11 protein-coding genes and 1 tRNA gene are annotated in these 12,016 nt (G+C 72.1%); 6 read left to right on the top strand and 6 right to left on the bottom strand.

Translation table 11 applies throughout. The annotated features are described in order from the left end of the window. Positions 1-14: 14 nt before the first annotated feature. Positions 15-91, bottom strand: a tRNA-Met gene (locus tag FBY41_RS11535). A gap of 141 nt (positions 92-232) precedes the next feature. Next, the gene (locus FBY41_RS11530; RefSeq protein WP_141844406.1) at positions 233-3,274 is read right to left on the bottom strand and encodes a UPF0182 family membrane protein; all 3,042 of its coding nucleotides are present in this window, start codon (positions 3,272-3,274) and stop codon (positions 233-235) included. 170 nt (positions 3,275-3,444) lie between these two features. Between FBY41_RS11530 and FBY41_RS11525 the strand changes: the two genes are divergently transcribed. Then, complete coding sequence (locus FBY41_RS11525; RefSeq protein ID WP_185749084.1) at positions 3,445-3,984, top strand: PPA1309 family protein; 540 nt, start codon at positions 3,445-3,447, stop codon at positions 3,982-3,984. A gap of 32 nt (positions 3,985-4,016) precedes the next feature. Here the strand turns inward: FBY41_RS11525 and FBY41_RS11520 are convergent, their stop codons facing one another. Both FBY41_RS11520 and FBY41_RS11515 read right to left on the bottom strand, forming a co-directional pair. Continuing rightward, positions 4,017-5,156, bottom strand: a complete 1,140-nt coding sequence (locus tag FBY41_RS11520) for a YlbL family protein (RefSeq protein WP_141844404.1) — start codon at positions 5,154-5,156, stop codon at positions 4,017-4,019. Continuing rightward, positions 5,153-5,605, bottom strand: a complete 453-nt coding sequence (locus FBY41_RS11515; protein WP_141844403.1) for a molybdenum cofactor biosynthesis protein MoaE — start codon at positions 5,603-5,605, stop codon at positions 5,153-5,155. Before FBY41_RS11515 ends, FBY41_RS11520 begins: the two co-directional genes overlap by 4 nt. A 145-nt stretch (positions 5,606-5,750) precedes the next feature. On the opposite strand from FBY41_RS11515, the gene FBY41_RS11510 reads away from it, so the two are divergent. Both FBY41_RS11510 and FBY41_RS11505 read left to right on the top strand, forming a co-directional pair. After that, entirely contained in the window at positions 5,751-7,658 is a 1,908-nt protein-coding gene (locus FBY41_RS11510; RefSeq protein WP_260439706.1) for a zinc-dependent metalloprotease, read from the top strand. Continuing rightward, on the top strand, positions 7,655-8,218 hold the full coding sequence (locus tag FBY41_RS11505) for an NUDIX hydrolase (RefSeq protein ID WP_141844402.1): 564 nt from the start codon (positions 7,655-7,657) through the stop codon (positions 8,216-8,218). The genes FBY41_RS11510 and FBY41_RS11505 overlap by 4 nt, the downstream gene beginning before the upstream one ends. On the opposite strand, the gene FBY41_RS11500 is transcribed toward FBY41_RS11505, so the two are convergent. Beyond that, the gene (locus FBY41_RS11500; RefSeq protein WP_141844401.1) at positions 8,205-8,756 is read right to left on the bottom strand and encodes a M48 metallopeptidase family protein; all 552 of its coding nucleotides are present in this window, start codon (positions 8,754-8,756) and stop codon (positions 8,205-8,207) included. The two genes, FBY41_RS11505 and FBY41_RS11500, sit on opposite strands and share 14 nt — an antisense overlap. A gap of 181 nt (positions 8,757-8,937) precedes the next feature. Between FBY41_RS11500 and FBY41_RS11495 the strand changes: the two genes are divergently transcribed. From FBY41_RS11495 to FBY41_RS11485, 3 genes are all read left to right on the top strand, one after another. Then, a complete protein-coding gene (locus FBY41_RS11495) occupies positions 8,938-9,099 on the top strand; it encodes a DUF5679 domain-containing protein (RefSeq protein ID WP_141823589.1) in 162 nt (53 codons plus the stop codon). A gap of 163 nt (positions 9,100-9,262) precedes the next feature. Continuing rightward, positions 9,263-10,255: a hypothetical protein gene (locus FBY41_RS11490; RefSeq protein ID WP_141844400.1), complete on the top strand. Its 993-nt coding sequence runs from the start codon at positions 9,263-9,265 to the stop codon at positions 10,253-10,255. Positions 10,256-10,292: 37 nt separating this feature from the next. Then, entirely contained in the window at positions 10,293-11,630 is a 1,338-nt protein-coding gene (locus FBY41_RS11485; RefSeq protein WP_141844399.1) for an ABC1 kinase family protein, read from the top strand. Positions 11,631-11,769: 139 nt separating this feature from the next. Here FBY41_RS11485 and FBY41_RS11480 read toward each other — a convergent pair whose 3' ends face one another. Further along, positions 11,770-11,988 (bottom strand): hypothetical protein, encoded by a 219-nt coding sequence (locus FBY41_RS11480; protein WP_141845090.1) that lies wholly within the window; start codon positions 11,986-11,988, stop codon positions 11,770-11,772. Positions 11,989-12,016: the final 28 nt, after the last annotated feature.

Below are 12,016 nucleotides of genomic sequence, written 5' to 3'. Positions count from 1 at the left end.
CGTTGCCTTGCGATTGGTAGCGGGGGCAGGATTTGAACCTGCGACCTCCGGGTTATGAGCCCGGCGAGCTACCGAGCTGCTCCACCCCGCGTCGGCAAGAGCAACGTTACGCGAATCCGACGCAGACACCAAATCGAGGTGACGCGAGGCCCTCCTCCACCGCCGAACGCACGGATCCCGTTGTAGCGGTGCGTGATCCACGCACCGCCACAACGGGATCGTCGAACTCGGGTCAGGGCGCCTTGGTCGTGGCCGTGCCCTGCGGCGACGCGTCGACCGCGCGCTTGAGGGCGTCCTTGAGCTTCGTCTGTGCGGCACCGTAGGCCGAGAAGTCGCCACGCTTGAGCGCGGCCTCGCCCTCGGCATACGCGGCCTCGGCGTCCTTGAGCGCCTGGGCCAGCGCTGCGGCGTTCGGCGTGCCCGCGGGGGCGGGTGTGGCGCTCGAGGTGCCGGTCGGCGTCGGCGACGTCGTCGGGGTGCCGCCGGAGCCGGTCGCGCCCGGTGTCGGTGTCGCCGGGGTGTTGGTGCCGGTGTCACCGGCAGACGCACCCGACGAGCCGCCGAACAGGTCGTTGAGCGCGCCGTCGAGCGACCCGGCCCACGCGATCTTGTTGCCGAATGCCACCGCCACCGCGACGAGTCGCGGATAGGTGCCCGACGCCGAGCGTGCCTGCGAGTAGATCGGCTGGACGTAAAGCAGTCCGCCACCGACCGGCAGGGTCAGCTGGTTGCCGAAGATGACGACGTTGCCGTTGTTGGAGGTCGTGCCGATGTACTGCGCCAGCGTCGTCGGCAGCTCGGGATCCTTCGACGACACCGCCGAGCTGCGCATGTCGTTGTAGACCTGGCCGGGTCCGTTGACCGTGCCACCCGTGGTCTCGAGCAGTCGGATCGTGCCGTAGCCGGCTGCCTTCTTGCCCGTCTCTCCGCCGGCGTCGCCGTCGACGGCGAGGAAGCCGGTCAGCACGTTGCGGTCACCGACGGGCATGAACGTCGACGTCAGCGAGAACGCCGGCTCGTTCTGCCCGGGCATCGCGAGCGACAGGTAGTAGGGCGGCTGGAGCAGGTCGACGCCCTGCTGCGTCGGGTCGTCCGGCACCCGCCAGAAGTTCTGGCCACCGTAGAAGGAGGCCGCGTCGGTGTCGTGGTACTTCTGGAGCAGCTGGCGCTGCACCTTGAAGAGGTCCTCGGGGTAGCGCAGATGCTTCATGAGCGAGCCCGGGATGTCGGCGAGCGGCTTCACGGTGTCGGGGAAGATCGACATCCAGGCCTTGAGCACGGGGTCGGACTCGTCCCACTGGTAGAGCGTCACCGTGCCGTCGTAGGCGTCGACCGTCGCCTTGACCGAGTTGCGCACGTAGTTGACCTTGCCCGCCTGCACGGCCCGCACCGACTGGCGCACGCTCGTCACCGAGTCCTCGGTGGCCTGGTCGAGCGTCGTGGTCTCGGAGTAGGGGTAGTTGGCCGAGGTCGTGTAGCCGTCGAGGATCCACAGGACGCGCCCGTCGACGACCGCGGGGTAGGCGTTGCCGTCGAGCGTCAGCCACGGAGCCACGCGCTGCACGCGGTCACGGGGGGTGCGGTGGTCGAGGATGCGGGAGTCGTTGGTGACGGCGTCGGAGAGCAGGAAGTTGATCTCGCGGTACTTGATCGCGTAGGCCATCCGCTTGACGGCGTCGAGCTCGACGCCACCGGTGCCCTGGTAGGTGTAGGTGATCTGCCCGGTGCCCTCGGGGTCCGGGTAGTCGAACTCCTTCTTGTCGCCACCGACGATGGAGTACTCCGGCGACTGCTCGCCGAAGTAGATGCGCGGCTCGTACTTGCCGAGCTTGCCCTCGGTGCCGATCTGCGACTCGAAGAAGCTCGGGCGGCCGTCGTCCTCACGGGTGTTGCCCTTGGCCGCGACGACCCCGTAGCCGTGGGTGTAGACGGTGTGGTCGTTGAGCCAGTTGCGCTGCCCGTCCGGCACGCCGTTGAGGTCGAGCTCACGGGCGGCGATGACGGTGTCGGTGGGGGCCCCGTCGATGGTGTAGCGGTCGACGTCGAGCACGTCGGCGAACTGGTAGTAGCCCTTGCTCGCCTCGAGCTGCTTGAAGGTGGGGCTGACGACGTTGGGGTCGATGAGGCGGATTCCGGGCACCGTCGCCGCGTCGCCACGCAGCTGTCCCGGCGCCGCGACGGTGTTGGTGTCGTAGGACTCGACCTTGATGGTGTTGAAGCCGTAGGCCGCCCGGGTCGCGTCGATGTTGCGCTGGATGTAGGGCACCTCGAGCGACTTCTCAGACGGGCCGACCTTGAGCGACTGCACGAGGGCCGGGTAGATGCCGCCGACGGCCACGACGATGACGGCGAGCACGGCCACGCCGACGAGCGGCAGCCGCCACGACCGGGTCCAGATCGTCACGACGAACATCACGGCGCACATCACGGCGGCGATCGCGAGGATGCCCTTCGTCGGGATGACGGCGTGCGCCTCCGTGTACTGGATGCCGGTCATGCGCGTCGACTGCGCTGTCGCGAGGTTGTAGCGGTCGATCCAGAAGGCGACGGCGCGCACGAGCACGAGCACGGCGGCGATGACCGACAGGTGCACCCTGGCGGCCTGCGTCGAGCGCATCTTCTGCCCGGCGACGATGCCGCCGTAGAGGTAGTGGGTGAAGGCCGCCGTGATGAAGCCGATGACGAGGATCATCGTGAGGAAGGCGACGACGAAGTTGATCCACGGCAGGTCGAAGACGAAGAAGCCGATGTCGAGGCCGAACTCCGGGTCGGTCTGGCCGAACGCCTGGCTGTTGCGCCAGAGCAGGAAGGTGTCCCACTGGGTCGCCGCCGACAGCCCGGCGAAGAGCCCGATGGCGAGTGGAGCGGCGATCGTCGCGGTGCGGCGCATCGGCTCGACGAGCTCGCGGTAGTGCTCCATCGCCTGCGTGTCGGGCGAGGGCGCGTAGATCGGCCGGTTGCGGTAGGCGATGTGGATGCTCGACCAGACGACCGCCGCGGTCAGCAGTCCCCCGATGACCCCGAGCAGGACCTTGGTGACGATCTGGGTGCTGAAGACGCCGGAGAAGGCGACCGACTGGTACCACAGCACCTCGGTCCAGAACTGGGCCGCGATGCCGAGCACGACGACGAGCACGCCGGCGACGACGAGCGCCGTGACGAGCGGCTTGCGCGCGGGCGGGAGCGTGGCCGTGTCGCCCCGTCGCGGTGGACCGCTGTGGCCGTCGTCGTCGTTGAAGTTGCTCGGAGGGGGGCCGAAGTTGCTGTCGCTCACGTGGAGTGCCTTGTGGTCGCCGGGCTGAGGGGGCGGCCGGGCCGCCTGGCGCCAACCATAACCCGGCTCCCCATGAGTCCGAGCGGGCCGATGCCGCACCGTGACCAACGGCCGACCACGCACGAGCAAGGGGGTATGCCGTGGGGCCCGGCGGAGCGGCATACGGCAGCATGGGTGCCGTGAACGTCCAGCCGGTCGCCGACCCCCTCGCCATCGCCGCCCTCGACGCCGAGCGCCACGTCGCGTCCGCCGGCTGGGACCAGCCGCCGCGGCTCTTTGCGCTCGTGCGCACCGCCGACCTGCTCGCCCGGGAGCCGCACCTGCGCGGCCAGATGGGCACGTCGGACCTCGCCGAGGGCGCCCTCAGCGCGATCGAGCAGGAGGGGCTGCCGGCGACGAGCTCGCTCGAGACGCTCCTCGGGCGCATCGCGTGGCCACCGGAGGTCGACGGCTGCGCCTTTGCGATCGAGCGGATGGTGGTGCCCCCGGACGCCGAGCGCGACCTGCCGGAACGCCCCGAGGCGGCGGTCGACCACCTCGCCGCCCACCCCGACCGTCAGGACGTGCGGCTGCTCGTCGCCGTGCTGCGCGACGGCACCTCGATCTGCCTCCTGCGCCAGCGCGCGCACGACTCGGACGACGCCGTGGCCACCGGTCGCGACATCGCTCCGGGGCTCGTGGCGGCCCTGCAGGCAACCTTCGAGGACTGAGGCGCGGGCAGCCTCTGGCCCGGGGCTGCGCGTCAGCAGCGGGGCAGTGACCCGGTGCGGCCCTTGGCGATCGCCTCGACGGCGGTGCGCCCCTCGTCGAAGGTGCCGACCTTGAAGACCTCGAGGCCGTCCGGGATGTTGCCGACGACCTCGTTGCAGTTCTCGGCCGGGGCGAGGAAGTACTCCGCACCGCCGGCACGCGCGCCGGCGAGCTTCTGCTTGATGCCGCCGATCGGCCCGACGTTGCCGCCGTCGTCGATGGTCCCCGTGCCGGCGACCTGGTGGTTGCCGGTGAGGGCGCCCGGAGTGAGCTTGTCGTAGATGCCCAGGGCGAACATCAGGCCTGCCGACGGTCCCCCGACCGAGCCGGCGTCGATCGCCACCTTCGCCGGGAAGTCGTGGGTGAGGCCGAGGATGACCCCGAGCGCCGTGCGGCCGCCCTGGCCCTCGATGGTCGGCACGTCGACCGTGACGTCCTTGCCGTCGCGCTCGACCGTGACCGTGACCTTCTCACCCGGCTTGACCTGCTGGAGGGCCGCCCGCACGCTCTCGGCCGTCGTGATGTCGGTCGAACCGACCTTGACGAAGCGGTCCTTGGGCTGGAGCAGTCCCTTCGCCTTGGAGGTCGGGGCGAGGCTCGCGACGGCGACGTGGGTGGGCACGTCCTTGCCGAGACCGCGCAGCGCGACCGCCGTCGCCTCCTCCTGCGAGCCCTCCATCTGGACGGCATTCTCCTCGGCGACCTGCTCCTGCGACACCTGCGGGTCGAAGATCTCGTCGACCGGGAAGACGTCGCGCGACGGGTCGACCCAGGCCTGCAGGACGTCCCACACGTCGACCGGGTAGCCCGGCCCTCCCTCGACACGCACGGTCGTGAACTTGAGGGAGCCGTCGGTGGGGTAGGTCGGCAGGCCGGAGACGGTGATGATCGGCTTCGTCGTGCCGGGGCTGTCCCCCAGCGTGTTGACCGTGGGACCCGGGCTCATGACGGCATACGGCAGCTTGATGAGCGAGCCCGCCACCATGAGGACGAGGAAGGCGAAGAAGAGGCCCAGCGTGACCTTGTTGCCGACGGTGAGCCGGCCACGACCGGTGGAACCGTCGTCGGAGTCGTCCCACGCGGCATACGCCTGCTCGGTGCCCTCGGGGGGCACCCGCCTGATCGTCTTCACGGCAGGCCCACCCACTCGTCGCCGCCGTCGGCGAACTGCTGGTGCTTCCAGATCGGCACGCTCGCCTTGAACTCGTCGATGAGCGCCCGGCACACCTCGAAGGCCTCGGCGCGGTGGGCGGCGCTCACCCCGCAGACGACGGCGAGGTCGCCGACCTCGAGGTGACCCACGCGGTGCACGACGGCGATGCGCACGACGCGGCCCTCGGACGCGAGCCGGTCGGCCAGCGCGCGGGCGACCTCGCCCGCCTGGGGGTGCGCGGAGTAGTCGAGATGGCTGACGCCGCGGTTGCCGTCGTCGGGCCCGTCTCCGTGGCCGTCGTGGTCGCGCACGGTGCCGACGAAGAGGCACGTGCCGCCCGCCCGCGGGTCGGTGACGCTCGCGAGCACCTCGTCGACCGACAGGGGTGTCTCGCGGATCTCGGCTAGGGCGACCGTCACGACGAGCATCGTATGCCGCTGACCCGGCATCCGCTGTGCGCCTGCGTCACGCTCCGGTCACGCTCGTCGGACGGAGACCGGGGAACCAACGAGCGGGATCCGTGGTTGTCTTGGTGGTAGCACGACGACACCTGGTGAGTGGGGATGAGCTGACATGGCGGACGACCGCGGGCCCGACGGCAGCGAGGGCGAGCAGCGCCCCGACGACGAGACCGGCACCGAGAGCGGTGCGACCGGTGCGACTGGGCACGACGGCGGTGACGGCAGCGCCGGCTCGGGGCCCTCGAAGGACTCCGGGCGCAACTCCGGGCGCGACTCCGGAGAGGACGTCACGCGTCGCGACCCCATGGACTCCCCGTTCGGGCTACCGCTGCGTGGCGGCAACCGCGACAGCGGGGACGACCCGTTCGCCGGCCTGTCCGGGCTCGGTGGGCTCGGTGGGCTCGGTGGGCTCGGCGGCCTCGGTGGGGCCGGCGGGCCCGGAGGCTTCGGCGGCGGCGACCTCGGCGCGATGCTCGAGCAGGTGCTCGGCGAGGCGGCGAACAACCCCGAGCTCGCCGACGTGATGCGCAGCATGGGCGTCGACCCGACCGATCCCGCCACGCAGGCGGCGATGCGAGCCCAGCTCGGCACCTTCATGCAGGCGCAGCAGACCCCGACGGGCTCTCGCGACCTTGCGACGGACGTCGCTCGCAAGCACGTGCTCGTGAGCGAGGGCAACGACGTGCACGACCCGGCCGCGGCGCAGGCCGTCGCCGACGCCGTCGCCGTCGCCACCCTCTGGCTCGACGAGCAGACGACCCTGGCCGCCCCCGCCTGGCGCGCGACCGGGCTCTCGCGCGCCGAGTGGGTCGAGGCCACGATGCCGCGCTGGTTCGAGCTCATCGAGCCGGTGAGCGACGGCGTCACCGCCGCGACGTCCGACGCGCTGCGCAAGCAGATGGGCGAGCTCGGTCCGGAGGCGTTCGGCGAGGCCATGCCGCCCGGACTGCCCGAGGGCTTCGACCCGCGCGCCATGGTCGAGCAGTGGGCCCCGATGCTCGGCAACCTCAGCCGGCAGATGTTCTCGGCCCAGCTCGGGCAGGCCGTCGGCACGCTCGCGACCGAGGTCGTCGGCGGCACCGAGGTGGGCCTGCCTCTCACCGAGCCGGGGCTCGTTGCACTGCTGCCGGGCAACGTCGCCGCGCTCGCGGAGTCGCTCGAGATCGACCTGCCACAGGTGCGGCTCTACCTCGCGGTGCGTGAGGCGGCACGCGTGCGCCTCTTCTCCGAGGTGCCGTGGCTCGGGCCCCAGCTCCTCTCGGCAGTGGACGACTACGCCCGCAACATCACGATCGACACCGAGGCGATCGAGTCGGCCCTGACGACGATCGACGCCTCAGACCCCGCGGCCCTCCGCGGCGCCCTGCAGGGCAACCTCTTCCGCCCGCACCCGACACCCGCGCAGCAGGCTGCGCTCGGGCGGCTCGAGACCCTCCTCGCCCTCGCTGAGGGCTGGGTCGACCACGTCAGCGACCGGGCCACCGCCCGCCACCTCCCCCAGTCCGCCGCCCTGGCCGAGGCCATCCGTCGTCGCCGGGTCGGCGGCGCCGCGCAGAAGACCTTCGCCGGGCTCGTGGGGCTCGAGCTCAGCCCGCGCCGGCTGCGCGACGCGGCCAACCTCTGGGCCGCGCTCGAGAACGCGGGTGGCGCCGACCTGCGCGACAGCCGGTGGGCGCACCCCGACCTCGCTCCGACGGCTGCCGACCTCGACGACCCGATCGGCTACGTCGAGCGGGCCACGGGCGGGTCGAGCGCCGCGGCGGCGTCGGTCGCCGGTGCGGGTGCAGCCGGGATCGAAGGCATCGAGGGCATCGAGGGTTCTGAGTCGAGCGACCTCGACGCGGTGCTCCGCGGCATCCTCGAGGAGGCCGACCGCGCGCGCGAGGCCGGGGGTGACACCGGAGGCGACACCAGAGGCGACACCAGAGGCGACACCGGAGGCGCTGCTGGCGGCGACACCCGCGGACCGGACGGCGACGCACCCGGCGCCGACGGCCCGTCCACGGGCGAGCGAGAGTGACCGCTGCGGCATACCGCTCGCTCCGCGAGGACGCCGTCGCCCGGCTGACGGAATGGCCCGCGCCGAACGAGGACCAGGAGCGCCTGCGGCGCGAGTACCTGCACCACCTCGAGCAGCACCCGGACGCAATGGCGCGGTCCGGACCGCCGGCGCACCTCACGGGCAGCGTCATCGTGCTCGACGAGAGCGGTGAGCACGTGCTCCTGACGCACCATCCCAAGGCGCGGCTGTGGCTCCAGTTCGGTGGGCACTTCGAGGAGGGCGACACCTCGATGCTGGCCGGCGCTGCGCGCGAGGCGCTGGAGGAGTCCGGCATCGCCTCGCTCGTCGTGCTGCCCGACATCGTCGACCTCAGCCGTCACGCCCTCGCCGCGTCGTTCGGCCGGTGCCGCGAGCACCTCGACGTGCGCTACGCGGCCATCGCTCCGGCCGACGCCGGGCACACCGTGAGCGAGGAGTCGCTCGACGTGCGCTGGTGGCCGGTCGGGGGCCTGCCCGACGGAGCCCCGGCCGACCTCGTTCCGCTCATCGCGGAGGCCCGTCGCGTCAGTCGTCGCTGAGACCGAGGCCGGCCGTCGCCGAGACACCGTGGAGGTAGCCCCGGGCGCGCTCGAGCCGGGGATAGCCCTCGATGAGCCGCCAGAACTGGGGGCCGTGGCCCGGCTGGAGCAGGTGCGCGAGCTCGTGGAGCAGGACGTAGTCGACGACCCAGCCCGGCATGCCCTGCAGCTTGTCGGAGAGCCGGATCGTGCCCTCGGCAGGGGTGCACGAGCCCCAGCGGCTGCTCTGGTTGGACACCCAGCGCACGCTCGAGGGCACGGCCCGCCCACCGAGGTGCTCGCGGGAGAGCTCGAGCGCACGCCGCTCGAGGTCGCCGTCGCTGCGCTGCCTGCGCTGCTCGGAGGCGGCGACGCGCGCCACCATGGTGCGCACCCACTCCCCCTCCTCGGCGGCGCTCATCCGGGCCGGCACGAGGACGACGAGCTGGCCCTCCTGGCGGTAGGCGGACACCGTGCGTCGACGCTTGGCGCTGCGGCGGACCTCGACGGTGACCCCGTCGACCACCGTCTGCACCACCTCGCGCCGCGTCGTCGCCATGAGGGCAGGGTAAGCCCGAGCGCCGACAGTGGTGGGGACCCCCACCGCGCCCGCGCGTTCTACCGCATCTGTCCCGGGCACGCCAAGCGGGGCGGGAGCATGATTTCGTGCTCAGCGTGCTCTAGGGTTGTGCGAGCCGAGGCGCCCGTCGGATGGGCGCCAGCAACAAGGAGACACACCAATGGCTGACGAGACCTACAAGGGCGAGTTCTACTGCGTCAAGTGCAAGGAGAAGCGCGAGGCCGAGGGCAAGGTTGTCGTTTCTGACAACGGCCGCCGGATGGCCAAGGGCGTGTGCCCCGTGTGCGGCACGAACCTCAACCGCATCCTGGGCAAGGCCTGACAGGTCGCGACGGCGTCGCTGACGCCGTTTGAGGAGGGGCGGGACCACCACTGGTCCCGCCCCTCTCGCATGCCTGTGGACGACGGCACGGTCGGTACGGGGACGCCTGCGACGCTGAGGCCCTGAGCCGCCGCGGCACCCTGCCGCTCCCCTCGGAGGTCCGATGAACACCGCCCACCCCGGCCCGTATGCCGCCATCCCCCTCTGGCTGCGCCCAATCACTCGGCGTCCCGGCGAGGTGCAGTTCGGTGTGCTCGAGGGCGGTCCGATCGTCAGTGGGGTGACGCCTGACGAGGCGCGTCTGCTCGGCCGTCTCGACGGCACGATGCCGCCCGACGCGCTCGACCTCGTCGCCAGGGCGAGCGGGGTCTCCCGCCGACGGTGGCGTGCCCTGCTCGACCTCGTCGGGCGTCTGGGGCTGCTCGAACCCATCGTGCCGCCGCGCTCCCACCGCGCTACGTCACCGGCCACGCGGGGCGCACGCGCCGGGTCGCACGTGCTCGTCGAGGGTGACGGCTCCCTTGCCCATGACCTCAGGCGGCTCCTCGAACCGGACACCGGTTTCGCGGGTGGCGAGGGTGGCGAGGGTGCTGAGGGTGGCGCCCGTGCGATCGACTCGGGATCTGCGCAGCCCGCGGCCGTCGTGCTCGTCGCCGACATCGCCCTCGACCCCCGCCGCGGAGACCTCTGGCTGCGGCGCGGCGTGCCCCACCTGCCCGTCGTCACGACCGGACCGCGCGCCGTCGTCGGCCCGCTCGTCGACGGCACGGCCCGCGCACCGTGCCTCTGGTGCCTCGACCTGCACCGCAGCGACCGCGACGCCGCCTGGCCGACGGTCATCGCCCAGGTGGCGACCGTGCCGGTGGACTCGCTTGCGCCGCAGGCCCAGCCGCTCCCGGCTCCCGGCCGGTCGCGTCGGGGCGAGCCGGGGCTCTCCCAGCTCGTCGCGGGCACGGTGGCCGCCCTCGTCGCCCGCTCGGTCGCAGGTGAGCCTCCCCCGCCCGGCGTCGCCGTCGAGGTGACCGTGCCCTGGCCGCGGATCGACCACAGACGGTGGCGGCCCCACCCGCGATGCCGGCACCACACGTCCCGGATCCCGGACGCGCGCCCCGCCTTGGAGGGCACCGCCTCAGCGCCGGAGCCCGACAGAACGTAGGCTCGCAGGTGGCCCGTACGTCGACCGAGGAGGTGCCGTGACCGATCTGCCCCGCAAGGCCGTGGTGCGCAGCGCCAAGCTCGCCAGCGTGCCGCTCGGTTTCGCCGGTCGCACCGCGCTCGGATTCGGCAAGCGCATCGGTGGCAAGCCGGCCGAGGTCGTCGCCGCCGAGCTCCAGGCCCGCACGGCGCAGCAGCTCTTCCAGGTGCTCGGTGAGCTCAAGGGCGGGGCGATGAAGTTCGGCCAGGCGCTCTCGATCTTCGAGGCAGCCTTCCCCGAGGAGATCGCCGTGCCCTACCGGGCGACCCTCACCAAGCTGCAGGACAGTGCGCCCCCGATGCCCACGAGCTCGGTCCACGAGGTCCTCCGTGCCGACTTCGGCATTCGCTGGCGCAGCAGGTTTCGCACCTTCGACGACCATCCGGTCGCCTCGGCGTCCATCGGCCAGGTGCACCGTGGCGTGTGGGCCGACGGGCGCGACGTGGCCGTCAAGATCCAGTACCCCGGTGCGGGTGCGGCCCTCATGGGCGATCTGCGCCAGATCTCGCGAGTTGCCAAGGTCGCCGCGGGCTGGGTGCCGGGGCTCGACATCGGTCCGATCCTCGACGAGCTGCGCGACCGCATGGCCGAAGAGCTCGACTACCGCCTCGAGGCGCGGTCGCAGGCGACCTTCGCCGATGCCTTCACCGACGACGAGGACTTCGCCATCCCCGCCGTCGTGGCCCACGCCGAGCACGTCATCGTCTCGGAGTGGCTCGAGGGCAAGCCGCTCTCGCAGATCATCTCCGACGGCACCCCAGAGGAGCGCGACGACGCCTCGCAGCTCTACCTCGAGTTCCTCCTCGCCGGGCCGGCAGAGGCCGGCCTGCTCCACGCGGACCCCCACCCGGGCAACTTCCGGATGACCCCCGACAACCGCCTCGGTGTCATCGACTTCGGCGCGGTGAACCGGCTGCCCGACGGCATGCCCGCCGAGATCGGTCCGCTGCTCACGACCGGCCTCGAGGGCAGCGCGCAGGAGGTGCTCGACGGACTGCGCGAGCTCGGCTTCGTCCGCTCGGGCATCGACCTCGACCCGCAGCGGCTCCTCGACTACCTCGAGCCGTTCATGGCGCCCTTCCGCGAGGACGAGTTCACCTTCAGCCGCGACTGGCTCCGCGGCGTCTTCGCCCACATCAACGACCCCCGCCAGCCCAACTACGCCGTGGGCTACAAGCTCAACCTGCCCCCGGAGTACCTCCTCATCCACCGGGTCTGGGGCGGGAGCATCGGGGTGCTCTGCCAGCTCGGTGGCACCGTGCGCGGGCGCGAGATCGTCGACGCGCTCCTGCCGGGCGCCGACCTGCCGCCGATCGGGCACCGCGGCACCGGCTGAGCCAGCCGCCGGCGCCCTACATCGGCCAGGCGGTCCGCTCTGCGGCCGGGCGCACACCTCGCGGTCAGCCACACCCGTATGCCTCGTGCGCACCTCCTCGAGTGCGCGCCCCGCCTGCGAACGGAGGCGTTCGGAGGTCTCACCACCAGGTGGGGTCGAGCTTGCCCTCGATCGAGCGCAGGTGCTCGCGGCTGCACCGGTCGCACGTCCACGTCGTGGCGGCACCGCTCGTGTCGCGGCTCCACGTGAGCCGGGCGGTGGCCTCCTCGCCTGCCTCTGGGCGCCGCCCGCACGTCGCGCAGACGAGAGCCGTGCCCTCCGCGGCGGACCGCTCGCCTTCTGCCCGGACGTCTCTCACGACCGGCTCCTCATCGCCCATGGTGTCG

Source organism: Humibacillus xanthopallidus, assembly GCF_006716675.1.
Classification (GTDB): domain Bacteria; phylum Actinomycetota; class Actinomycetes; order Actinomycetales; family Dermatophilaceae; genus Humibacillus; species Humibacillus xanthopallidus_B.
The sequence above is the reverse complement of the archived record's forward strand: the minus strand, read 5'-3'. Positions and strand labels throughout refer to the sequence as shown.